19 protein-coding genes are annotated in these 24,126 nt (G+C 69.9%); 8 read left to right on the forward strand and 11 right to left on the reverse strand.

Going from position 1 to position 24,126, the window contains the following annotated elements; genetic code table 11:
- Window positions 1-224: 224 nt before the first annotated feature.
- The 3 genes from WMF46_RS07630 (at window position 225) to WMF46_RS07640 (ending at window position 4,167) form a co-directional block, all read left to right on the forward strand.
- Window positions 225-1,490, forward strand: a complete 1,266-nt coding sequence (locus tag WMF46_RS07630; protein WP_437985005.1) for a PAS domain-containing protein — start codon at window positions 225-227, stop codon at window positions 1,488-1,490.
- A 123-nt stretch (window positions 1,491-1,613) separates the two neighbouring features.
- The gene (locus WMF46_RS07635; RefSeq protein WP_437985006.1) at window positions 1,614-2,720 is read left to right on the forward strand and encodes a substrate-binding domain-containing protein; all 1,107 of its coding nucleotides are present in this window, start codon (window positions 1,614-1,616) and stop codon (window positions 2,718-2,720) included.
- Between the two features lie 238 nt (window positions 2,721-2,958).
- Complete coding sequence (locus WMF46_RS07640; RefSeq protein WP_437985007.1) at window positions 2,959-4,167, forward strand: PAS domain-containing protein; 1,209 nt, start codon at window positions 2,959-2,961, stop codon at window positions 4,165-4,167.
- Between the two features lie 94 nt (window positions 4,168-4,261).
- Here the strand turns inward: WMF46_RS07640 and WMF46_RS07645 are convergent, their stop codons facing one another.
- The 5 genes from WMF46_RS07645 to WMF46_RS07665 all read right to left on the reverse strand — a co-directional run bounded on the left by WMF46_RS07645 (window position 4,262) and on the right by WMF46_RS07665 (window position 10,858).
- Complete coding sequence (locus WMF46_RS07645; RefSeq protein ID WP_437985008.1) at window positions 4,262-5,602, reverse strand: hypothetical protein; 1,341 nt, start codon at window positions 5,600-5,602, stop codon at window positions 4,262-4,264.
- 1 nt (window position 5,603) lies between these two features.
- Window positions 5,604-6,617 carry a hypothetical protein gene (locus tag WMF46_RS07650; RefSeq protein ID WP_437985009.1) on the reverse strand — a complete coding sequence of 338 codons (1,014 nt, stop codon included), beginning with the start codon at window positions 6,615-6,617 and terminating at the stop codon, window positions 5,604-5,606.
- Window positions 6,618-6,681: 64 nt separating this feature from the next.
- Window positions 6,682-8,139 carry a protein kinase domain-containing protein gene (locus tag WMF46_RS07655; RefSeq protein ID WP_437985010.1) on the reverse strand — a complete coding sequence of 486 codons (1,458 nt, stop codon included), beginning with the start codon at window positions 8,137-8,139 and terminating at the stop codon, window positions 6,682-6,684.
- Between the two features lie 70 nt (window positions 8,140-8,209).
- Window positions 8,210-9,730: a M6 family metalloprotease domain-containing protein gene (locus WMF46_RS07660; protein ID WP_437985011.1), complete on the reverse strand. Its 1,521-nt coding sequence runs from the start codon at window positions 9,728-9,730 to the stop codon at window positions 8,210-8,212.
- Window positions 9,731-9,961: 231 nt separating this feature from the next.
- Entirely contained in the window at window positions 9,962-10,858 is an 897-nt protein-coding gene (locus tag WMF46_RS07665) for an AraC family transcriptional regulator (RefSeq protein WP_437985012.1), read from the reverse strand.
- A gap of 73 nt (window positions 10,859-10,931) precedes the next feature.
- Between WMF46_RS07665 and WMF46_RS07670 the strand changes: the two genes are divergently transcribed.
- Window positions 10,932-11,675, forward strand: a complete 744-nt coding sequence (locus WMF46_RS07670; RefSeq protein ID WP_437985013.1) for an SDR family oxidoreductase — start codon at window positions 10,932-10,934, stop codon at window positions 11,673-11,675.
- A gap of 73 nt (window positions 11,676-11,748) precedes the next feature.
- On the opposite strand, the gene WMF46_RS07675 is transcribed toward WMF46_RS07670, so the two are convergent.
- The 3 genes from WMF46_RS07675 to WMF46_RS07685 all read right to left on the reverse strand — a co-directional run bounded on the left by WMF46_RS07675 (window position 11,749) and on the right by WMF46_RS07685 (window position 14,160).
- Window positions 11,749-12,534 carry a hypothetical protein gene (locus WMF46_RS07675; protein ID WP_437985014.1) on the reverse strand — a complete coding sequence of 262 codons (786 nt, stop codon included), beginning with the start codon at window positions 12,532-12,534 and terminating at the stop codon, window positions 11,749-11,751.
- A gap of 311 nt (window positions 12,535-12,845) precedes the next feature.
- Complete coding sequence (gene otsB / locus WMF46_RS07680) at window positions 12,846-13,652, reverse strand: trehalose-phosphatase (protein ID WP_437985015.1); 807 nt, start codon at window positions 13,650-13,652, stop codon at window positions 12,846-12,848.
- 124 nt (window positions 13,653-13,776) lie between these two features.
- A complete protein-coding gene (locus WMF46_RS07685) occupies window positions 13,777-14,160 on the reverse strand; it encodes a hypothetical protein (RefSeq protein WP_437985016.1) in 384 nt (127 codons plus the stop codon).
- A 504-nt stretch (window positions 14,161-14,664) separates the two neighbouring features.
- Here WMF46_RS07685 and WMF46_RS07690 point away from each other — a divergent pair.
- Both WMF46_RS07690 and WMF46_RS07695 read left to right on the forward strand, forming a co-directional pair.
- A complete protein-coding gene (locus WMF46_RS07690) occupies window positions 14,665-15,849 on the forward strand; it encodes an MFS transporter (RefSeq protein WP_437985017.1) in 1,185 nt (394 codons plus the stop codon).
- A gap of 22 nt (window positions 15,850-15,871) precedes the next feature.
- A complete protein-coding gene (locus WMF46_RS07695; protein ID WP_437985018.1) occupies window positions 15,872-16,930 on the forward strand; it encodes an ABC transporter substrate-binding protein in 1,059 nt (352 codons plus the stop codon).
- Window positions 16,931-17,025: 95 nt separating this feature from the next.
- Here the strand turns inward: WMF46_RS07695 and WMF46_RS07700 are convergent, their stop codons facing one another.
- Window positions 17,026-17,571, reverse strand: a complete 546-nt coding sequence (locus WMF46_RS07700) for a response regulator (RefSeq protein WP_437985019.1) — start codon at window positions 17,569-17,571, stop codon at window positions 17,026-17,028.
- Window positions 17,572-17,595: 24 nt separating this feature from the next.
- Here WMF46_RS07700 and WMF46_RS07705 point away from each other — a divergent pair, with 24 nt between their 5' ends.
- Together WMF46_RS07705 and WMF46_RS07710 are read left to right on the forward strand one after the other, a co-directional pair.
- A complete protein-coding gene (locus WMF46_RS07705; RefSeq protein ID WP_437985020.1) occupies window positions 17,596-18,954 on the forward strand; it encodes an ATP-binding protein in 1,359 nt (452 codons plus the stop codon).
- Window positions 18,955-19,093: 139 nt separating this feature from the next.
- On the forward strand, window positions 19,094-21,133 hold the full coding sequence (locus WMF46_RS07710) for a membrane dipeptidase (protein ID WP_437985021.1): 2,040 nt from the start codon (window positions 19,094-19,096) through the stop codon (window positions 21,131-21,133).
- A gap of 103 nt (window positions 21,134-21,236) precedes the next feature.
- On the opposite strand, the gene WMF46_RS07715 is transcribed toward WMF46_RS07710, so the two are convergent.
- Window positions 21,237-21,746 (reverse strand): hypothetical protein, encoded by a 510-nt coding sequence (locus tag WMF46_RS07715; protein ID WP_437985022.1) that lies wholly within the window; start codon window positions 21,744-21,746, stop codon window positions 21,237-21,239.
- Window positions 21,747-22,118: 372 nt separating this feature from the next.
- Window positions 22,119-23,540 (reverse strand): serine hydrolase domain-containing protein, encoded by a 1,422-nt coding sequence (locus WMF46_RS07720; RefSeq protein WP_437985023.1) that lies wholly within the window; start codon window positions 23,538-23,540, stop codon window positions 22,119-22,121.
- Window positions 23,541-24,126 lie beyond the last annotated feature (586 nt).

Raw genomic sequence — 24,126 nt, forward strand, 5'->3', positions numbered from 1 at the left:
ATCCTGTTTCCCATAGTCGTAATGATGCAACTCGGCTGGACCGCCGTGTCCCTGTCGTGAAGGGGGCGTGCACGACCGAAGCTTCTCTGGCGGTCTTCTCCTGCCGACGCGCGTCAGGGAGCCATCGACATGAGGCGAGCGCGCTCCTCATCGATGTACCACGAGAAACGAAGCGTGATCTCCTGCCCTGACCGGGCAGGGAGCTCTCGAGAGAAGTCCCCGCGATGCCCGCGATGAACGAGACCGAGGCCAGCCGGATGCAGGGCGCGACGATCTCGCGAGCCCAGCGGATACTCGACGCCTTGCCGGCGATCGTGTGTGTCCTGGACCTCGCGGGACCGCGGCTCACGGGGCACAACGCCGCGCTCGTCCGGGCGCTCGGCTGCACGGAAGAAGAGCTCCTTTCGCGGGGCGTCGAGGCGCTCTCGGCGCGCATTCACCCCGACGATCTCGCTGGCCTCGCCGCGCGCGCGGCCGAGCTCGCCGCGGCGCGCGACGGCGGGGTCGTCGAAGGCGAGCTGCGGGCGCGGAGCATCGAGGGAGGGCGGTACGAGCGTGTCTTCGCCGTGCGCGCGGAGGTCTTCACGCGAGGGGACGACGGCGCCGTGCGCGAGGTCGTCCTCTTCGCCGAGGACGTGACCGCGCGAAAGCGCCGCGAGCAGGGCGGCCGCAGGAGAGACGCGGTGCTCGCGGCGCTCTGCGACCGCGCCCCTGTCTTCATGTACGCGAAAGACCGTGACGGCGCCTTCCTCATGGCGAGCCGCTCGACGGAGGAGCTCGTCGGGGCGACCCCGGGCAACATGCTCGGAAAGACCGATAGCGACTTCTGTCCGGCGGAAGTTGCGTCTATTTACAAAGACGTCGATGACCTGGTGCGGAGGACCGGCGCCCCGTTCGAGGCCGAGGAGATCGTCCCGCAGGCCCAGGGCGATCGGACCCTGTACACGATCAAGTTCCCCCTCCGCGGCGAGGGCGTCCCGGAGGGCGCGGTCGCCGGTATCTCTGTCGACATCACGCGGGTCAAGGCGGCGGAGCGCGAGCGGGAGGCTGCGCGGGACGAGCTGATCGCGGCGCAGCAGGACACGATACGTGAGCTCGTGACGCCGCTGTTGCCGATCGCCGAGGGGGTGCTCGTGATGCCGCTCATCGGGTTCTTCGACGGCGCGCGGGCGAGCCGGATCATCGAGACGCTGCTGCAGGGGGTGGAGAGGCACGCGGCCCGCATCGCGATCATCGATATCACGGGGGTCAAGGCGGTGGACGTCCAGGTGGCCGAGATGCTCGTGCACGCCGCGCGCGCGGTCGGGCTGCTCGGTGCGCAGGTGGTGCTCACCGGCATCCAGCCGGCGATCGCGCGGACGCTCATCGAGCTCGACGTCGACCTCCGGGGCCTTGTCACGGCGGGGACGCTGCGGAGCGGCATCGCGTATGCGTACCCGGTCGGGCAAGCCCGCGGCGGACAGGAGCCGCGCCACTTGCGGCGTGAATGAGGGCGAGGCGCGCCGAGCGCGCGCCATCGCAGGGGGTCCCGGATGTCGGCGCGCGCACAGCCGCGCCGAGCCGTCAGGGGACGGTGAAACGGGTCGAGCAATATCGAGAAGAGGAGGGGATTCATGGTCGATCGCGCCATCATCGGGGGCATCCTTCTGGCGACCAGCGCGCTTGCCTGCAGCTCGAGCGAGAGCACGGCAGAAGCGCCGCTGACCATCGCTTACATCACCCACAACAAGTGCAATCGGTTCCACGATCTGGGTCGCGCGGGCGCCGCGCAGGCGCAGAGCGAGCTGTTGACGACGAGCGCGCGGCCGGTCAACGTGATGATCCTGGACCCTGAATGTCCGGAGCTCACGGAAGACGGCAAGCCGCTGGACCCCGACGACGCCTGCTACCTCTCCCGGCCGCAGATGGAGGTGCTGCAGGAGGTCATCGACATGAAGGTGGACGCGATATCCATCGATGTCTTCAGCGGGGAATGCGAGAACGACCTCATCAACAAGGCGGTGGACGCCGGCATCAAGGTCGTGACGTACGGCGGCGACGCTCCGGCCAGCAAGCGCCACACCTACTACGGCATGGACAACAAGGCCGCCGCCGCCTTCCTCATGGATGCGCTCGCGACCATCAACGGGAAGACCGGCAAGATCGCCTTGCAGACGATGATGGATGACGACGGTAACGGGGTCTACACCCCCACCCCCGCGGGGACCTTCATCGACCGGCTCGCCGGCTTCTCCGAGGCGCTGAAGAAGTACCCGGACATGACGAACGCCGTGAGCCTCCCTTGCGTGTGCTGCGACTACGCGAACCCTTTCTGCGCGCAGACCGCGGAGGAGGCCCTGAAGAGCGACCCGGAGATCACGGGCTTCTTCTTCTCCTACAGCAAGCTCCTCGGCGAGCCCGACCTCGAGGCGAACGCGCCGCTGCTCACCGCGAGAGCGAAGGAGAAGACCATTCACTCGGTGGCGTTCGACACGCTGCCGGAGTACATGGATCGCATGCGCGCGGGGTACGTGGACGTGCTCCTCGGTCAGAAGCTGTTCGGCTGGGGCTACGATACCGTCATGCTCGCGTATGATCTGGCCACCACCGACCGGCAAGTGAGCGCCTTCACCGACGCTGGCTGGTACGTCGTCTGTCCGAACAACCTGGAGGAGTTCGAGCGCAACACCCAGGCGATGGACTACCGGACGCCCCTGGCGAAGTGCAGCTTGCTCCCCTGAGCCCGCTGTTGCTCAGCACGGTAGGCTGCATTGCGTGACGCGCGCCGCCGCTGTCGCTTGCGCGGGTAGGCCAGGCTAGGGCGCCGCGCCAGCCAGCCGGCCGGCCGGCTGCGACAGCGAGGCGGCGCAGCGTCTACGGTTTCGCCGCGCGCGCGCCGTGGCTATCATGGGTCGAGCTCTGGTCCGCGCGTCCGCCGCCGGGCCTGGAAGGAGCCGCCATGAGGAGAGGCCTGCCGCGATGAACGAGACCAGGGCCAAGGAGCAGCAGGACGCGCTCAGCGCGCGAGCCCGGAGGATGCTCGACGCGGCGCCGACGATCCTGTGTGTCGTGGGCCTCGACGAGCGGCGGCTCGTCGCGCACAACGCCGCCCTTGCCCGTTCGCTCGGCTGTACGGGCGAAGAGCTCTCGACACGCGGCGTCGAGGCGCTCTCGGATCGGATTCACCCGGACGACATGGCCGGCCTCGCCGCGAGCGCGGAGCGGCTGAGGGGGGCGCGGGACGGCGAGGTGATCGAGGGCGAGCTCCGGGCGCGAGGCCGAGAGGGAGACGAGCGCATCTTCGCGGTGCGCGCGGAGGTCTTCGGGCGAAGCGAGGATGGCTCCGCGCGCGAGATCTTCCTGTCGGCCGAGGACGTGACGGAGCGAAAGCGCCGCGAGCAGCGCCTCCACAGGAGCGAGTCGCTGCTCGCGACGTTCTGTGATCACGCGCCGGTCCTCATGTATGCAAAGGACCGGGAAGGCGCCTTTCTCCTGGTGAGCCGCTCGACGGAGGCGCTCGTCGGGGCGACCCCGGGCAGCATGCTTGGAAAGACCGACAGCGACTTCTTTCCATCGGAAGTTGCGTCTATTTACAATGACGTCGATGACCTGGTGCGCAGGAACGGAGTCCCGTTCGAGGCCGAGGATCCCGTCCCTGACGCCGGAGGTGAGAAGACGTTCTACTCGATCAAGTTCCCTGTCTGGGGTGAGGGCATCCCGGAGGGCGCGGTCGCCGGTATCTCTGTCGACATCACGCGGGTCAAGGCGGCGGAGCGCGAGCGGGAGGCTGCGCGGGACGAGCTGATCGCGGCGCAGCAGGACACGATACGTGAGCTGGTGACGCCGCTGTTGCCGATCGCCGAGGGGGTGCTCGTGATGCCGCTCATCGGGTTCTTCGACGGCGCGCGTGCGAGCCGGATCATCGAGACGCTGCTGCAGGGGGTGGAGAGGCACGCGGCCCGCATCGCGATCATCGATATCACGGGGGTCAAGGCGGTGGACGTCCAGGTGGCCGAGATGCTCGTGCACGCCGCGCGCGCCGTCGGGCTGCTCGGCGCGCAGGTGGTGCTCACCGGCATCCAGCCGGCGATCGCGCGGACGCTCATCGAGCTCGACGTCGATCTGAGGGGCCTTGTCACGGCGGGGACGCTGCGGGGCGGCATCGCGTACGCGCTGAAGCGAACGTGACAGCACGGCGCCCCGCGTCACCAGGCGCTTCGCCCCGCTGCGTGGGCGCCTGCCGAACAACGGGTCGCTCAAGCTGGCCGCGCCGGTCGGCGCGTCATTGCAGCGTGCAGATGAGCCGCTGGCCGCGCACGGAGTAGGCGCCGTCGCGCTGCTCGATCCAGGCGACGAGCAGCTTGACGCCGAGCTGCGCGACGGTCGAGCCGAGGATCTGCGCGCTGCTGCCGTCCGGGAGGGAGAAGATGAGCTGGTTGGGGAGCACGTTCTCACCTGTTCGCGTGAACCAGCCCAGGCTCACGCTCTTCCCAGGCGGCGGCACCAACGTCAGATACACGTTCTCGCCGTCGCTCGCGACGGGGCCTGGGGGGTTGTACTGGTTTACATTCTGGAGCTTGAAGACAGGGGTAAAGCCGGGCGGGGGAACCTGTCCGAGCGACAGAAAGTCCCTTACGACGCCCACCTCCGCCGAGAGGGTGAGCCGCGGCGGAGGGACGAGGTGCACCATCAAGAGCGTGACGCCATCGCCGTCGGGCAGCGGGAACGCCCCAAAGAAGGACTCCACCTCTTCAGGAGATGGGCTGAACTGGATCTGGTGCGCCACGCCGAGATCGGCGCGCGAGGCGCCCGTTCTGAAGAACGCCTCTCCGGTCGCGCTGTCATCCAACAAGAGGAGGTGCTGGCCGTTCGTGACGGTGTAGTAGCGAACGTTGAGCGAGGCATCGGTACGTGCGCCCTGGGCCACCAGGGTCGGCGCAGGCTCGGCCGATCCACCGACGACGAGCGCTCGCGTCGAGCCGCCCGGCGCCGCGCAGGTCGCGGCGTAAAGGGTGTTATCGCCCGCCTGGACGAACGCCATCGACGTCGCCACGCTGGGGCTCGAGCACTCCGGTGCGAGCGCGGGAAACCGCTGGAACGTCCCCTCGGACGAGACGCCGTCGGCGGTCGTGGGGAAGACGAGCTGCCCGATCTCGTACCCCACCCTGCCCTGAAGGAACACTCGCCCTCCGGATTCGCGGCCGGTGACGAACGCCGCGCCGTCGGTGAACGGGAACTCCGCCTTCGACCCGGCTGGCTCCCCGATCTCGTGCACCGTCCCGATCACGAGCCGGCTGGCAGTCTTGTCGATGATCGAGGCAAATACGCCATCGGGTCCGCTTGCCAGCACGAGCGAGGAGGTGTCGACCTCGTGGCCGCCGAGGTCTTCGGACGTGAGGATGTCGAACGGCTCGAGGTCGAGCGCGCACTTCGCCTCGGCCGGCTTGCAGACGCCGTCCTGACAGACGCCGCTCGGGCACCCGGGAGAGACGCTGCACGCTTCGCCGCCGTCGCCTCCTTGGCTCAGCTCCGCGTCGGTGCGCACGCCCGCGATGATCTGGCAGCCGGCGACGAGCAATGCGCCCCCGACGACGACGAGCCCCCATGGTCGCATCTGGCGCATCTCAAAAGGTACCTCGCAACGACAGCCCCGCTGTTCCCAGCTCGGCCGGAGGCCCCAGGCGCACCTCCAGCGCCGTCGACGGCGCGGCCTCGCTCGACGGCGCGGTCAGGAACACGACCAGGCCTGTGATGAGCGCCGCGCCTCCCGCCGCGAACGCGACGTTGGAGATGTTGGCGGTCGTGTTGGCGTCCTGATGGAGCTTGACCCCCTCGGCGCCACAACGGGGAGGGTCGTCGTTGGTACACAAGTGCTGGTTGCGCGCTTCGCTCATCTTCGAGAGCGTCTCGACACCGAACACCGCGCCTACCGCGATCCCGGCCAAGCTCACCCCGCCCAGCACGAGCCCGACCGTCCGCTGCGCGCTCCACGAGCTCGCCGCGGGCGCGGCGCTCGTGGCCGCAGGCACGCGCGCTTCCCGCCGTGGCGCGGGCGCGTCTTCGAGCAGAGGGACGTGTACCGTTCTCTTCCCTGGCTTCGGCTCGACGACCACCTCCGTGCTCCATGCCTTCTTGCCAGGCGCCACCACCTCAATCGTATGCTCGCCCGGATCGACCGGGATCGCCGAGCCGAACATCGCCGCATCGAGCGGCTTCGCGTTGCGCCGCACCTCGAGCCCCTCGACCCGGGCCTCCGGCGCCACCTCGATGACGAGCCTCGAGAGCTGCGGCTCGAGGAGGCTCGCCCGCCGCCCCGCTTCCTTCGAGCGCGGCCGATCGCCCGCTCTGCGCGCCATTGCCTCGGCGTCGTTGAAGGTCGCCCAGGCGCTCGCCGTCTGGCGGTTGAGCTCGTAGCAATCCGCCAGGGCGAGCAGCGTCCCGGCCATTGGATCCAGCTTCTGGCTTGCGATGAGCTTCGAGCACCCCAGGGCGTGGCTGCCCTGCTTGACGAGCGCGCGTCCCTCGCGGAAGAGCACATCGGCGGCCGCCCGGTCCTCGGCGGTCGGGTCCGCGAGGGCGCGCGGCGCGAGCGATAACGATAGGATCAGCGCGCTCGCGGCGATGACACTGCGCTTCACACGCACTGGTCCTGGGCCACGCACCGATTCCATTATATCGACACCGGTCGCCGTTGTCCCAAAGTTAGCGCCGCTCGTCGTACGAGAACGTCGGCTCATGCCTCGGGGTGGGAGGGGCCTTGGCCGGGGGCTTCGCACGCAGGGGGGGCTTTGTCGTCTTCGGCTTCAGCGTGGCCGTCGTTGCTGGCGCCGGCGACGGCGAGGTGGGCTCCGGCTGCGCTTTCGCGCTCGCGTCGTGAGAGGCGGGCGCGGACGGGGGAGCCTGGGGTTCAACGGGCGCGGATGGGGCCGCGTTCGGCGCGCCGAACGCGGCCGCCGGCGGCTCTGTCGGCGCCGGGGATCGCGCCCTTTCCTGGCCCCCCCAGGCGATCACCGCCAGCGCAGCGCCCGCGACGAACGCACCGCCGAGGAGAAGGGGAGCCCAATAGCGCGGCTTCGACAGCAGCGCCCCGAAGGGCGGTAGGGCGCCGCTGGGCCAGGACGTGGTGAGCGCTGTCTTCGCCACGGAGTCCCGCGGGCGCGGTTCGAGCGACCGTTCCTCCCCGGCGCTGGGCGACGGCGGGGAGGCCTCCGCGTGGCGCGACCCCGGCGCGTCCGGGGCTCCCGACAGAGACGACCGCCGCATGTTGAGCACCCGAGAGACCCGCTCCGGATAACCCCGCGCTCGCATGGGCGCGTGAGGCGCAAGGGCGCCGGCGAACGCTGCCACGTCGCTCCAGCGCTGCTCGCGATCGTGCAGCAAACACCGCTGGACCACCGCGTCGAGCTCCGGGGGCACGCCGCTCCGGCGCTGGTGGAGCGGCGTGGGCTTCGCCGCGAGCATGCGCCCGTAGAACTCCGCCAAGGTCTCCGCGTGAAACGGCGTTTCCCCGGCGATGAGCTCATACAAGAGGACGCCGAGCGCCCAGAGGTCGCTGCGCGCGTCGACATCCTTCGGCGAGCTCATCTGCTCCGGCGACATGTAGTAGGGGGTGCCGAGCTGCTGGTCGTCTTCGGTGAGGGCGAGCTCCGCGCCGCTGATCTTCGAGATCCCGAAGTCGAGGACCTTGATGCACGCCGCGCCGCTGACGTCCTGGGTGACGAAGAGGTTCGCCGGCTTCAGATCGCGGTGAACGATCCCGACGGCGTGCGCCTCGCCGACGGCTTCACACGTCTGGAGAACGTACTCCACGGCGTCGTCGAGAGAGAGCGACCCGCTCTCCCTGAGCAACGCGGCGAGATCACGCCCGTCGAGGAACTCCATGACGATGTATGGCGCGCCGCTTTCGAGGGTGCCGACGTCGAACACGCGGGCGACGTGCTGGCTGCGCAGCCGCACCGCCGCGCGCGCCTCGCGCAAGAAGCGCGCGCGCACGTCGGCGGTGACGTGGTGGGCCGAGCGCATGAACTTCACGGCGACGCGCTGGTCGAGCTCGACGTGGAGCGCCGCGACGACGATCCCCACGGCCCCCGTGCCGAGCAGACGCTCCACGCGGTACTTGCCCGCCAAGAGGTCGCCGGGCCGGACCGGGGCGTTGATCATGGCTTCCCATGTGGTCTCAGCGGCTCCGGGAGGTCAAGCGTACCGATTCGCCCGGCGCGCTCCCGTCCTGTCACGCGTAGCGGATGCTGGTGCTGAACTCGACGCTCGGACCCGGCGCGGAGATGTCGTGGATCTCCAGCCCCGACGGCGTCCCGTCCCACCAGACGCTTTTCGGGACGGTGTCGGGCCCGAATCGGGGCGCGGACGGAGCGCCGAACAGGTCGCCAGCGTCGCCCAGGTGGAACTGGCGCCGCTCGAGATCGAAGCGGCCGTCCGCCTGGACCAGCGCGCACTCGTAGTGGTTCCGGGGCGTCATCTGCTCATCGCTGTTGTCGCCCCTCTCGTCGATGCGCCAGATCGCCAGACCCGAGTCCGGCAGCGACCTGTCGCGCCTGGTCTGGAGCCGATTCTCGACGAGGTAGTACTCGGTCTGGCTCCGCGCGTGGATCAGGAACTCGTTGACGCCGGCCCGCAGGGCGCCGCGCATGTCCGGCTCGGCGACCATGACCCGATCGGCCCAGCCCGCGCGGTACTTGAGGTACGCGCCCATGTGCGGCGGGTTCTTCGGATCCGCGTTGGCGCCCAGGCCCATCATGCAATAGGCGCCCACGCCGCTCGACTCGTTGCCGTAGTCGTAGAGGTCCGGGAAATCGCAGAGCATGTGTCCATTCTCGTGGCAGTAGGTGCCGAGCGTGAGCTCGGGGCCCATGTTCGTGAACTGGTAGTCATAGGCGAAGACGCCCGGCGCGAGCTCGACCCGCGTCTGGAGGTGGTACGCGTGCGGCCAGAGGCCCTTGGCGTACCGGTTCACGATGTCGCCCGCGTAGAAGACGTTGAGCGCATAGACGCAGCGCTCGTCGTCGACGGTGAGCTGGCTGAAGTCGAAGCCCCTGGACCGGAGCGCGGCGAGCGCCTCCTTGATCAGCTCCCACGCCCGGCTCGGCTGCGCGACCCGCTCGTTCGTGTAATAAGACCGCGGGTGCCGGGCCGTGTAGTGCTCGGTGACGACGGTGTTGTACCGGAGCTTCCCGTGCGAGCTCTCGTGGAAATAGTCGTACACCGAACCGTTGTTGTCGAACCCGCGGTACCCGGGGTCGTTGCAGAAGGCCTCGACCTCCTCGCGCGGGATGGTGTGCGGGACGTCGGGGAACTGCACGAGGAGGCAGAGGCCGACGAAGTCGCCCGTGGTCGTCCGCTGCGGCGGCGCCGTGAGGACGCCGCGGGCCAGCGGGGCCGCTCGCTCGCGGAGGGCGCGCCGGCGGCGCTGCCGCCACCGCGTGTTGCCCACCGGGAGCCCCGGGATCGTGCGGGCCTTCGCCCGGGCGGCGTCGGGGGTGATGCGGAGCCCCGGCGCGACGCCGAGCGCGAGCGGCGCGATCCTGCCGGGCAGCACGCCTGTCGGGACGAGGTCCACGCCGTCGGCGGACAACGTCGCGTACTCATAGAAGCCGGACGCCGGATCCTCGACGAGGGTGTACCCGTCGAGCGTCTCGAAGGTGGCAAAGTGCTGATCGCCGAAGCCGCGAACCCGCAACGTGGTCCCATCGGGTTGGCTGAACGTGAACTCCTTGCCCTGGAAAGGAATGGTCATCTCCTGTCTTGCTCGTCGCCGGCGGGGCCAGGGCGAACGTTCGGTGTCGCCGTGCCCATCACGGCGCCCTGCCTGATCGTCCGCGCCCAGCCCGGGCCGGCGTTGACGCGGCGGGCTTGCAGCGCCCGTGCCGCGCGGGAACCCGCGCCGAGAGCGCGATGACGCCCGTGGGCGGCGGCGAGGCGACCGTGCGGGCTTGCGTCAACGAGCAACGGTTTGCCTGACACCCGGCTAGACAGCGCGCGCGTAGCGACCCGGGGGCTGGCCCACGTGCCGGCTGAACGCGGTGCTGAAGGTGCTCGCCGAGCCGTAGCCGACGCGCTCGGCCACGTCGGCGATCCCGAGATCGTGGCGGCGGAGCAGATCCCTCGCGACGGCCATCCGCCAGGCGAGCAGGTATTCCATGGGCGGCAGGCCCACGGTGCGGGTGAAGCGCTCGAAGAACGCCGAGCGTGACAGGGCCGCGGTCCTGGCGAGCTGGGCGACCGTCCACGAGCGCGCGAGCTGGGCGTGCATCTGCCGTATCGCCGGCGCGAGCCGCGGATCGGCCAGCCCGCGCAGGAGCCCCGCAGGCGCGTCGTCGGCCGAGGTCGACCGCAGCGCTTCGATGAGCAGCACCTCAACGAGCCGCGTGAGCACGAGATCGCGGCCCGATCGCTGCTCGTTGGATTCGTCGCCCACGAGCCGCACAAGCACCGAGAGGCGCTCGACGCCGCGCACGTGCAACACCGCTGGCAGCAGCGACACGAGCAGCGCCGCGTCGGGCGAGTCGAAGAGGAAGTAGCCGCCGAGCAGCCGCACGTCCGGGCGTCCACCCCGCGTGCCGTGGCGGACCTCGCCCGTCGGCGCGGGCGTCACCTTCGGGTCGACGCGCTCTGGCCTCACCGGCTCGAAGCCCGACAGGGTGAACCCCGGCGTCGCCGGCAGGAGCACGAAGTCGCCCGCCTCGAGCGTCAGGGCGCGCTCGCCGTCGACGGCGAGACGACAGCTGCCCTCCAGCACGGCGCAGAAGCTCGGCTGGCCGAAGTCCGCGTAGCGGACCCCCCAGCGACCGGCGCCGCTGATGCGCTTCGAGAACACGGCGCGCGGCTGGAGCAGCGCGATGACCTCCGAGAGAGGGTCGTTCATGTCCGGACTCTAGCAAACGAAACGTGGACTCCCAATGGTAGATAGTCCAGCGCGCCGTCGCTATCTTCCCCTCATGAACACTGTGCTCATCACGGGTTGCTCCTCGGGTTATGGCCTCGAAACCGCGCGCCACTTCCACGCGCAGGGCTGGAACGTCGTCGCCACCATGCGAACGCCTCGAGAGGACGTGCTGCCTCGGTCGGACCGGATGCGTGTGATCGCGCTCGACGTGACGAAGCCCGAGAGCATCGCAGCCGCGCTCGAGGCGAGCGGGCCCATCGACGTTCTCGTCAACAACGCCGGCATCGGGCTCCTGGGCGCCTTCGAGGCCACGCCGATGACCACGGTGCGCGAGGTGTTCGAGACCAACACGTTTGGCGTGATGGCGATGACGCAGGCCGTGCTGCCCCAGCTCCGCGCGCGGCGATCGGGCGTGGTGGTGAACGTGACGTCGAGCGCGACGCTCGCGCCGATGCCGCTGGTCGCCGTGTACACAGCGAGCAAGATGGCCATCGAAGGGTTCACCGCGTCGCTCGCGTTCGAGCTCGAGGACTTCGGCGTGCGCGTGAAGCTCGTCGAGCCGGGCTACGGCCCGACGACGCGCTTCACGAGCAACGGCGGACCCCGCATGGAAGGCTTGATCCCCGACGCCTATGCGCCTCTCGCGCAGCGCATCTTCGCCTCCTTCGGGCAGCCGGCCCTGGTGACGAGCGAGTCCGACGTGGCCGAAGGGGTGTGGCGCGCGGCGAACGACGCGTCGGGGCAGCTCCGTTTCCCCGCCGGTCCCGACGCGGTGGCGCTGGCTGGGGCCAGATGAGCGATCACGCGGTGCCGGGGTTGCGATCGATAAGAACGATGGGAGCGATGGGAACGCCGGGAACGATGGAGATTCATTCCTCCGGGAACTCGCCGCAGCGGCCGCTCCCGCGGCAGACGCCGCTCGCGCAGCTCTCGTGTCGATGACACCGCCGGCCGGGCGCCAGCTTGCAGGCGCCCGCGCCATTGCAGACCTTGTCGTCCAGCACGCAGTCCGGATCGTCCTCGACTCCGGGGCCGAGGGGCGAGCACGTGCCGACCGACCGCTCGACGTTGCACGCCATGCAGGTCTCGTCACAAGCGGTGTCGCAGCAGACGCCGTCGACGCATTTCCCGCTCGCGCAGTCCCTCGGCCCGCCGCACGCTTGGCCGTTCGCGCCCCTGCACGCGCCCGCTGCGTCGCAGACGCGGCCCTGGCCGCACGGCGAGCCTGCTGCCACGACGTGCGTGGCGACCCCTCGCCGACACCCGTCGCGCGTGCATGGGTCGCCGTCGTCGTCGGCGTCGGCGTCGTCCGGCGCAGGATAGGGCTGCCCCGCAGCGCAGGTGAGGATCTGGCAGTCGGCCGCGATCTGCCCGGACGGCAGGGCCGGCACGCCGTCGAGCGGGACGTTGACGCATGCGCCTCTGGTGCACGCGTCCGCGGTGCATGGATTGTCATCGTCGCAGTCGGTCGCCTGCGTCTCGGCCGCGCACGCAGGGGCCTCTCCGTCCCAGCCAGCGCCGGGGTCACCGGCCCCGACCCCGTGATCCCCGCCGCCGCCGGCGCCCGCGCCGCCGGAGCCCTGGAAGCTGCGGGCCTTGGGCGAACAGCCCGCCAGCGCGACGACGAGGCACAGCGGCACCGATGTCGCCTGCACGCGGCTCGTGCGGCGGAGCGGAAGTGCTGAGATGTGAAATGTCCACATGCGCCGAACTCTACTGTCGGTCCAGCTCACCCGCTAATCAGACTTCTTCTTTCGAGCGGCCATGGACGAACGGCGCGCGCGGTTTGCTGGCGGCGGAGCTCGCAGGTGGGCTCGCGCTCCGTTCGAGGCGCGTCACCGCCGTCCGGCTCACCACCCCACCGCATCTGCCCGCCGTACATCCGTGCTCCGCGCGCGGCGCACGCAACACCGCTTCTCCTGATCTTCTCTCTGACGTACAAGAACGGAGAACCTGAGTACGGCCCTCAGACGAGGCGCGGCGCCTCGCCGATCTCGCCGCCGCGGCGCGCCGCGAGCGCCTCCAGGAACGCGATCCACGCCCCGGGGCCATCGAGCGTCAGGTCGGGCTCGACCGCGGTGTTCGGCCGCTCGGACGAGGCGATGTAGACGCCCATGCCGCCGATCTCCCGGGCATGCGCGATCGCTGGCTCGTCCGGCGTGTCATCGCCCGCATAGACCACCAGCGTCCCCGGCGGCAGCCGCGCCACCAGGAACGCGAGGGCGCGGCCCTTGTCATTCGCGGCGTCCCGGACCTCGTGGATGCTGCGCCCCCTCATGACCACGAGCCCCCGCCGCGCCGCCGCGTCTGCCCACGCCCCGAGCGCGTCGAACGCCGCCGGCCGAGCCTCCGCCGGGACGAGCCGCCAGTGAAGCCCGATCGAGTAGCGCTTGCGCTCGATCCAGAGCCCAGGGACCCGCCGCGTCGCCTCCTCCGCCTCGCGCTCCAGGGCGTCGAGCGCCTCGGTCGGCGCCTCCGCCCGGTACACGAACTCCCCGCCCGGCGCCGCGATCTCCGCCCCGTGCTCGCCCACGCGCCACGCCGCGTCGAGCGCCGCCGTGCGCGCCGCGACGTCGTGGATCGTCCTCCCCGTGATGATCGCCACGGTCGTGCCCGGCGCCCGCGAGAGCGCCCCCAGCGCCCCGAGGGCGCGCGGCACCGCCACCGCCCCGCCCGAGACCGCGGTGATCTCGGAGATGGTCCCGTCGAAGTCCGTCGCGAGCAGCAATGACGGCGCTGCCGCCGCGCGCTCAACCCATTGAAGAACGTCCATGCTGCACCAGATCTACCACTGGGCAGGCCAAGAGCACGATCGCAAAGCCGGCGCGACCGGGAGCGACCCGGTGGCCGGCTTTGCTGCTCCACGACGGACAGATCGCCGCCGCGCGCCGCGCGCGTCAGAACCGGATGATCACCTCGTGGACGCGGCGCCCCTCGGTCTTGCCCTCGGTGGCCTCCGCGGGCGCGGCGTCGCCCGCGGGCGCCCCCTCCGCGGCGGCCGCCGGCTCGTCCGGCTTGCACTCGTACTTCACGCGCCACTCGGTCTTCTGCACCGTCTGCGTGCTCTCCTGCTTCCGCTTCTTCGGCCCGAAGAAATCCTTCTCGCGGCGCTCGCTGGACTCCGCCACGGACTCTTCCCCGATCACGGTCTCGCCCTCTTCGATAATCTCGTAGCTCTCGGGTCCGCCGCAGGTCGTGGCCATCGTCTGGCTCGCCTTCTGCATGGCCACCTCGCGATCGCCCAGGATCGCGAGCTCGCCGCCGACCTTCGTCCGTCTCACGACGCGGACCTCGCCATACGGCTGCCACGAGCACGCGGCCGTGGAACAGAGCGTACACGCGGCGATCAATGCATGAATCGCAGAGAATTTCATGCCTTGCACCAGTACCACCCTCGAAATGACGAGGGCAACAACAAAGCGTGGGCGGTTCCGTGCAAAACCTGCTAGCGGCGGCGCGCGTGCCTGGTCGGTTGGCGGGTTGACCGGTTGGTCGCCTGGCCGGTTGGTCGCTCGGTCGGTTGATCGCGTCGCGCCGTTGTAGCGGTCCAACGTTGCGGGTCGGGTCGCTCGAGCGCGCGCCTGCTCGCGCCGGGGCACCGGATCACCACCCGCTGCTGCCACGGCAGCAGCGAGGAAGCTCTCGGCCCCGCGTTCCGGCCCGCTCCGGCGCGGCATGGGGGTTGCTGACCGCGGGTGTTCGCCGGCGCGGATCAACAGGCTTGATCCGCGCCGTGCACCGAGGTCCAACTGCGCTCCTTCATCGACAAGAACCGCTTCCTGCTGGTGTTCGCGGCGCTGTCCTCGGTCATGGGCCTCAGCGTCGGCGTGGCCAAGGTGAGCACGACGCTGTATGCGCTGGAGCTCGGGGCGAACGAGGCGCTGCTCGGGCTGATCTCCGGATCGCAGAGCGTCGGCGTGCTCCTGATGAGCATCCCCATCGGGCTGCTCGTGGATCACCTCGGGCCCTCGCGGCTGTTCGTGCTGGGGAGCCTCGTGGCCGGGTCGCTCTACATGGCCTTGCCGGCGGTCCCGTCTCCGGTGTTCCTGCTGGCCTTCACGACGGCGATCAGCTTCTTCATGCCGATGCGCTTCGTCTCGCTGAGCACCGTGTTCATGCAGCAGCTCGAGACGGTGGGCGAGGGCAAGGCCGGCTGGTACCGCGGCACGCATATGGTCGGCATGTTCCTGCTCGGCCCCATGCTCGCGGCCAGCCTCACGAAGGCGCTCGGCTTCTCGGGCACGTACCGGCTCATCGGGCTCTCGTTCCTGATCACCGTGCTCATGTCGCCGATCGTCTTCGGCCCTTACACGGCGCGGTCCGCGCACCCTCGATCGCTCCGCCTCTCCGGCGTCCGCTCCGACCTCGCCCTGCTCGCGCAGGACGTCGAGCTGCGCAGCGTGTGCCTGATCGAGTTTGCGGCCCAGTCGATCAACTCGTTCTTCATGTTCTTCATCATCCCCATCGGCGTCACCGTCGCCCACCTGACGGCGGCCGAGGCGTCGGGGCTCCTGGCCTGGCAGGGCGTGACGTTCATCTTCGCGCTGTTCGCGCTGGGGGGCCTCGTGGGCCGGGTGGGGCACGAGCGCGTCTACCTCGCGAGCCTGGTCCTCGTCCCGAGCGCGCTCCTCCTGCTCGGCCTCTCGCGCGATCTCCTGCCGCTGCGGGCCGGCGGCCTGCTGCTCGGCCTCGGGCTCGGCATCCTCCAGATCGCGAACCTCACCCGCATCGCCCGGATCGGCGCGCGGGCGGGGCGGGGCAAGGTGGCCGGCTTGCAGGCGCTCGTGGGGCCGTCCGGTGGCCTGTTCGGCAGCGCCGTGGGCGGCCTCCTGGGCCGGAGCCTGGGGCTCCAGACGATGTTCCTGCTCCTGTCCGTGTTCTTCGGCGTGCTCCTCGCCGTGGCGCGCAGGACGTCCCTCGCGGCGACGGCGGCGAGCCCCGCGCCCGCCGAGCCCGCCGCCGCCGAGTAACGGCCGAGGAGAGACAGACACCATGCGAGAGCTCGACAAGCCATCTTCGATCGCCACGACGCGCCGCAGGCTCGCGGCGGCCCTCTGCGCCGCGCTCGCGCTCGCGGCCTGCTCGAAGGGAGACAACGGCAACGGCGACGGCGCCGCCGGCGACTACGAGGTGCAGGAGCTACGCTATCAGGGGTTCTCGGGCATGGTCTCGGTGCCCGAGCTGGCGGAGGATCTGGGGTACCTCGCCCCGCTCAAGCTGAGCTACGTCGGCAACACGATCAGCGGGCCGCAGGACATCCAGACCGTGGTCACCGGAGACACCGATCTCGGGCAGGCGTTCAACGGCGCGGTGATCAAGCTGATCGCCGCCGGCGCGCCGCTCCGGGCGGTGGTGGGCGGCTACGGGATCGACGCGAAGCGGTGGAGCGGCTTCTACGTGACCGAGGACAGCCCCATCAAGTCGGCGCGGGACCTGATCGGCAAGAAGGTCGCGATGAACACGCTGGGCGCGCACCACGAGCTGATGCTGAAAGAGTACCTGTCGCGGCAGGGGCTCACGAGCGCCGAGATCGCGCAGGTCACGCTGGTGGTGCTGCCGCCGGTGAGCGCGGAGCAGGCGCTTCGACAGGGGCAGGTGGAGGTCGCCGTCCTCGGCGACATCCTGCGCGACAAGGCGCTGGAGCGCGGCGGCGTCCGGGCCCTGTTCTCGGATCACGAGCTGTTCGGCGAGCTCACCGCCGGCAGCTACGTGCTGAGCAAGCGATTCTTGAAGGAGAGCCCGAACAGCGCCCGCAAGTTCGTGGAGGCCGCGGCGCGCGCCATCGAGTGGGCCCGGAGCACGCCGCGCGAGGAGGTGGTGGCCCGCTTGCAGCGCATCATCGAGCGGCGGGGCCGCAACGAGGACGCGTCGCTTGTGAAGTACTGGACCAGCCTGGGCGTCGCCGGCAAAGGCGGGCTCCTGTCGGCCGGGGAATACCAGATCTGGATCGACTGGCTCGTGAAGGACGGCGACCTCAAGGCGGGGCAGATCAAGGCCGAGGACCTGTTCACGAACGAGCTCAACCCGTTCGCGGCGACACAGGGGCCGTGACGGCGCCGGCCCCGGCGCGTCCCGCTCGCCGCCGCTTGCGGTAGAGGAGGAATTTGCCGTGGTTCACGGCCCGCGCGTTATGGCGCTGGCCTCTCCTACGAACGCCGCCGGAGGATGTGCTGGAGCAGCTGGCGCGAGACGTTCAGGATTTTTGCCGCCTTCCGGCGGTTTCCCCCGGCGCGCGCGAGCGCCTCGTCGACCATGACGGTGCGCACCTGCTCCTCGACGTCCTGGATCGACGCCCGCCCCACCGCCGCGCGCACCTGAGGCCGGAGATCGGGCGGCCGGGCCAGCGCGTCGTCGATCGTGCGCTCCAGCTCCTCGAGGCGCAGCGGCTTCGCCAGGAACGAGCGCACCCCCATCTGGGCGAGCCGGAACGAGACGGCCGGGCTCGCCGAGCCGCTGATGGCCACGATCGTCGGCGCGACAGCGCAGGTCATGGCCCGCTCCACGACGTCGACGGCGTTCCCGTCCGGGAGCATCACGTCGGCGATGATCCCTTGAAACACGCCGTCTGCGAGCGCGCGGTGCGCCTCGGCCACCGACGCGCACGCGACGACCTCGGCGCCGCGCGCCTCGAGCGCCTCGCGCAGCGCGCGCCTGAGCCTCGCGTCATCCTCCACGACCAGCCAACGTAGCATCGTGTGGTAGCATGCCCCCGGTTCATGGGGGCGCATAGACTCAAGAGAGCGGAGCTGGCCAGCCTCCCGGCGTTGTCGGCCGTGTCGGCCGTGTCGGCGCTGTCAAGTGGCGCTCAGCTCGACGCCCTCATCACGCGCGAGGCGCTGCGGGGTGAGCGCACCGCCTCGATCGCGCGGAGCGTCTTCTGCGCGGCCCTCCTCGCGCGGTTCCTCGCCGTCGGGGGATTGACGCCGTCAGGCTCTCACGCGCGCTCGCTCATCGAGGTTCCGCTGCTCCTCGGCGCGGTTGCCGCCTCGCTGTACGTGTGGTGGCGGAGCCGGAGGAGCGATGCCCCTCCTCACCTGATCCTCGTCTCGGTCGGCCTCGACGCGCTCCTGTGCTTTCTGGCGCTGCTGCCGAACGTGCTCTGGCCCTGGGACGGCTACCCGGGAATCTTGCACCTGCCCGATATGGCCGCGCTCCTCATCACGGTGTCCGTGAGCGCGTTCCGGCTCGTCCGCCGGGCGGTGCTCCTCGCGACGGCGGCGAACGCGCTCTCCGCGCTCGTGCTCATCGCGCTCGACCGCGCGCTGAACGGCGGCCAACACGACGCCTTCTGGGCGCCGGCGTCGCTTTTCTTCCTCCTGCTCCTGACGGCGGCCAGCGCGGCGCTCCTCGCCACGATGCGCACGGTCCGCGTCGTCGAGCTCGGGGCGCGCTCCACGCTGCGCGCCGAGCGCGCGCAGCGGAACCTGAGCGTCATGCTGCACGAGCACCACGACGTGAAGACCTCGCTCTCGGCCGCCCTCATCGACACCGATCTCCTCCGGCGCGAGCTCCTCCGGGTCGAGTCCGCGAGCGCCGAGCGCATGTTGCGGAAGCTGGAGCAGCTCCGCGAGAGCATCGAGGATGTCGCGTCGACCATGGGGCACATGCGCGATCGGACGATGCGCGAGCTCGACGCGCTGCGCGCGACGGCCCCCGCCGAGATCGGCGAGGCGACCCGCGGCGCGCTCCGGGTCGTCCGGCGGCGCTACCAGGCGGTGAAGGTCGACGTCACGGATCGCGCGGAGCGCACAGCGGTCCTGTTCGCGGGGGGGCACGACGTGCTGGAGCGAGTGCTCCTCAACCTCCTCGTCAACGCGTGCGAGGGGACGGGCGAGCGCGGGGCGTCCAGCGTGACGCTGGACGCGCGCCCGCTGGGCGGCGGGCGGGTGGCCATCGAGGTGAAGGACGACGGCCCCGGGTTCCACGACACGCCGAGCCCGAAGCCGGGCGGGTCCGGACAGGGGCTCGGCTTCGTGGCCGGCATGGTGGAATCGAGCGGTGGGCTCGTCCTGCGCGCCAATCTCCCGGAAGGCGGCGCCAAGGTCACGATCGAGCTTCTCGAAGCGCCTGTGTGACGACGGAGCGCACGGCGCGCGGACAGGGCGGCAAGAAGATTTGCCCTCATCGCGCCGCTGGCCGCGCGGTACGCCTCGGTGGCGAAGTGGGGACTCGCATGGGCTCCGTCGCTCGCACACCTCGGAAGGATGACCCGGCATGAAGAAAACCAGCCCGATGACAGGTCCTGCGTTGGCTCCGACCTGGATTGCGATCGCCGCGGCCGCGGTGACGTTCGCGGCCTCCAGCCCCGTGAGCGCGCAGGCGCGGCGCTCGCCGATCTTCGATTCCGCGCTGAACGCTCCCGGCCGGCCGCTGCGCGGGTTCGCCGATCTCCACACCCACCCGATGGCGCACCTCGGCTTCGGCGGGCACGTGCTCCACGGCGCTCCCGACGTCGACGTGCTCATGGCGCCGGGGACCATCTACGACCCCAGCGGTCAAGGCGTGTCAGGCGCCACGTGCAATGCGTCGGCGCGGCGCGCCGCCAGCATCGCGGAGGCGCTGGGGACCAGCTACAGCACCCACCGGGGTCACGATTTTCTCACGAACAAATGCGGGAATCACGTCCGCCAGCTCGTGCTCGGGGAAATGGCGAAATCCCACGGCATCCGCTCGTTCGAGGTCGAGCGCCCCGTGGGTTATCCGACGTTCGCGCACTTCCCGGCGCACAACGATATCCTGCACCAGCAGATGTGGGTCGACTGGATCCGCCGCGCGAAGGACGGTGGCCTCCGGGTGATGGTCGCGCTGGCCGTCAACAGCCGCACGCTCGCCCACGGCGTCGAGGCAAACCCGCCCATCGACGACAGGGCGTCGGGCAATCTCCAGATCGAAGAGCTCGTCCGCTTCGTCGGCAAGCACGATACGTGGATGGAGATCGCGCGTTCATCCGCCGATCTCCGGCGCATCGTGGAGAAGAACAAGCTCGCGGTGATCGTCGGTGTCGAGCTGGACGATATCGGCAACTTCGTGTGGAACAGAGCGTCGCCCACGGAGGCCCAGATCCGCGCCGAGATCAAGCGCCTCCACGTCCTCGGCGTGCGCTACGTGTTCCCGGTCCACCTCACCGACAACCTCTTCGGCGGCACCGCCGCTTACGAGGACGAGGTAGCGCGCGCCAACCGCTTCCAGACGGGGAAATGGTGGGATCTCGAGTGCTCCCGCGGAGAGGGCATCACGAAGCAGATCCAGTCGGGGAACGACCTCTTCAAGCTGATGAAGCTCGGCGACGCCGGCGGTCACATCCCGCTCCCGAGCTGCCAGCCGGGGGAAGGCCACAAGAACCGGCTGGGGCTCCTGCCCATGGGCCGCGTCGCCCTCAACGAGATGATGAGGCTCGGGATGGTCATCGACATCGATCACATGTCGCAGCGGATGGTGAGCGACGTGCTCGCGTTCACCCGGACGACGCCCGGCGGCGCGTATCCGCTCGTCTCGGGGCACAACGGGCTCCGCGGCTCGAGCGGCAACGAGAACGGCCGGACCAGCGCCCAGTACACGGAGCTCGCCGCGCGCGGCGGGCTCGCGGGCGTCGGCTTCGGCGACTCCGACGCGCGGGCCTTCCTGCGGAACGCGGCCGCCGTGGCGGCGATCACGTCAGGCGGCAAGGCGCTTCAGATCACCCTCGGCTCGGACATCAACGGGATGGTCGTCATGCCGCGCTCTCCCGAGTGCCAGGCGCCCCGGGACCAGGTGGTGACGGTGCCAGGCGACGCCTGGAACCACCCGCCCGCGCAGCTCCGGTGCACAGGGGGCGAGATCGACGTGCGCTCCGCGCGCATCGGCTGCCTCGACATCCAGACCAGCGGAAACCTGACGGGCCTCGTCGGCCGCGCCTGCAATGACAGGACGTCCTGCTCTTACAAGGCGCCGACTCCCGACGAATACAGCCGCGCCGGCGTCCAGGCCGCGACGCGCGCGTTCTGTACGCAGGCCATGGAGATCGTGTACCGGTGCGTCGATCCGGCGGCCACGGCGTGCGTCGATTACGTTAGCTTCCCCAGGGCCCGGATGGGGAGCCGCTCGTGGGATTACAACGAGGAGGGGGTCGTTCACATCGGGCTCTTCCCGGATTTCCTCAAGCACGTCGAGGCGCTTCCGGGCGGAGAGCAGCTCATCGACCGGCTCTACGGCGGAGCCGAAGGCTTCGCGCAGATGTGGACGAAGGCCGAGACGGTCGGCCGCTCCGTCCCCTGATCCGTGCACGTCCGTCCCGGGGTCGGGGAGGCCCGACCCCGGTTGGCCCTGCGCGGCAAAGCTGCGCCGCGCGGCCGACGAGGGTCGGGTCCTCGTCCCGCTGTTACTGGCGCATCCACGCCACGAGGAACTTGGTCGTGTTCGCCCCCGGGTTGAACGCGTCACCCTCGCGGATGCTCGCCGAGAACTCGATGGTTTTGGGCCCGGTCTGGGACGCGCTGAACCCGACAGCGCCGTTGTGGCCATCGACCTGCACGGTGATCGTGCCGGCGACGATGTTCGTCGCGCTCGTGATCTTCTTGAAGCAGCCCCGCGTACCAGGCCAGCCGCTGTTGCAGGTCACCGACGTGAGGCCGATCTGGAGCGCCTGCTCCGCCTCTTCCACGGTCTCCTCGCTCAGGTCCTCGTCGCTCAGGGCCTCATCGCCCTCCTGCGCGATGCAGCCCGCGAGCGCCATGGAGGCGAGGACCGCGATCATCCCGCTGAGCTTCGTGAGAAACCTCCGGCCCTTCCCGCTCGACCGAGCTCGCCGGTCCTCTTCGGGTCGGGCCGCGGTGCAGCCGTCCTGGCCTTCGAGGAGTGTGCCTTGTGCGCTCTTGATGTCGTGTGTCATGTTCCGCCTCCATTCATGCTTTCGGTGTCTGTCGCTCCGGCGGGGTGGTTGCCTTGCGGAGCTCGTACGACGACCGTGACCTGGTACGGAGGTGGTACCGCACGGTCAGAGACGCGATAAGGGCAAACGTTCTTGCCCCACCTGGCAAACGTTCTTGCCCCTCGAAGGTGAATGCATGGCCTCTCCGCCACGCGCGGCGCGCGCCGTCGAATGGGCCCGGAGCGCGCCGCGCGAGGAGGTGGTGGCCCGCTCGCAGCGCATCATCGAGCGCCGGGGCCGCGACGAGGACGGGTCAGCGGTGAAGTGCTGGACCAGCCTGGGCGTCGCCGGCAGAGGGGGAGCGCGTGTCGGCCGTCGTCGCCGCGGGCCGGGTCACCATTCGATGGAACCGAAGACCTTGTTCATGGTCTCGAGGGCCCGGATCTCATTGATCATCAGGTTGAAGCTCGGCCACACCAGCTTACCCGTCGAATCGACGGTGATGTCGAAGTTCGGCAGCCCGTGGTTCGTGAGCAGGATCGCGAATATCTCGCGGTTCGGCTCAGGATCGATCACCATGAGCGTCCCGGCGCCGCCCGTCTTGCTGTAGGCGACGCTCGAGGTCGCCTCCCCGCCGGGCCACGAGCCCCCGTCCCACATCTCCCAGCCGTACCCCTTGCGCGAGTAGAACAGATTCTCGGCGTACGTCCAGGCCGGCCTCTGGAGATGGAGCGTGCCTGTCCGGATCGTGGTCATGTCGAGCACTTTCTGGGCAGAGAGGAGGGGCGTCTCGCACATCAAGGAGAACTGAACGTTGGGGTTGCACGGGCGGCGGTGGATGCCCCGGTTCAACATCATCTGGGAGAACTTCGCCAGATCCATCGCCGTCGAGAACAGCCCATCGCACCCGGTGAGGTGCTCCGCGGGGTCCGGGCCGTCCCCTTCGAGGAAGTAGTCGGTCTCGTCCTGCACCTCGCCCCGGAGGTAACGCTCGCGGATCTCGGACCACGCCGTGCCGACGAAGCGGCCCTGCTTCTCCGGCATGTTGAGCGACGGCTGAAAGCCGGTGTCCGTCATGTTCAGCGGGGTGAAGATGTACGTCTGCATCAGGTCCTGGAGCGATTCGCCCCCGACCGTCTCCAGCACGTGGCCCAGGATCCGAAAGCCGAGATCGCTGTAGAGGACCTGCGTCCTCCGCGGGAGGGCCAGCGGCGCCACGAGCATCGAGTGCCAGGGGTCGGCGTCGTCGAAGAGGCCGTTCGGGTTGCTGTCGTCGGAGTAGTCGACATCCTCCCCCGACACGTAGCTCATCAGATCCTTGATCGTGACGAGGTGCTTGTTGTTGACCGAGGAGACGGCGAACTCCGGGAAATACGTCGCGACCGTGTTGTCGATGTTGAAGCCCGGGTAATTCCCGGACTCCTGCATCCTCATCGCGAGGAAGACGGTGAACGGCTTGGTCATGGACTCGAGATCGAAGATCCCGTCGAGCGGCATGGGCGCCGATGGCATGCTCGGATTGTCCTCGTTCAGGCCGTCTTTCGTCCCCACGGCGGTATGGAGCACGATCTTGCCCCTTCGGGCGACCAGGAGGACAGCGCCCTTGATATCCCCGTCATCGACCGCCTCCTCCAGCTCATCGACGGCCTGGTTGAGGATGTTGCTGGCCATGCTCGCCGAGCTCGGCGTGCCAGGGCGGAGGTGTTCGTACCCCGTTGGCGCCAGAGGGTACGTGTGCTGGGCGTGAGCCGACGGCGCCATGCCGACGAAGGCGGCGGCCGCGGCTCCACAGAAGATCAAGCTACTGGCTCTCATGTTCGCGATTCCTTCCTTGAATGGTGCTGCAGCCTCGGCGCAGCGCGGGGCGGGGCGAAGGGCCGTCGGGATCATCGGCTGCGGTCTCGGAGCGCCTCTTCGCCCGCGCCCCGCCAGGGGCTTATCCACCCTTCGTGCCAGCGGGCCGCACGGCGCTCCGGCGAGCAGCGCACCCCGCGCGGCGCGCGCGCCGTGGTGGCCGCGACGACGGCCGGGCGCCCGTCGGGAGCGGCCGTGGCGCCGCCCGCAGTCCGCGGAAACGCGTTTTATATCAGCCACTTGCGAGGCTCATGACGCCCCCTGTAGCGCGGCGCCGGGCGCCGCCTCCGCCTGGCGCCGCGCCGCTCGCGAGGAGGAGGGGAGAGGCTCGGCGCGCTGCCGCGCCGCACGAAGGCACGCTCGCGGAGCGTGACATCGTGACGTTGTCACGGCGTGACATCGTGACATTGTCACAGCGTGACGTCCGAATCTTGGCGTCTTATGGCGTCTTATGGCGTCTTGCGGCGTCTTATGGCGTCTTGCCGACCCCATCATCCCGGCAAGGTGGGGTAAGTCCCCCACCACCCGGCGTTCTCCAGGGCGCTGC

This window comes from Sorangium sp. So ce117, assembly GCF_051524395.1.
Lineage (GTDB): Bacteria > Myxococcota_A > Polyangia > Polyangiales > Polyangiaceae > Sorangium > Sorangium cellulosum_B.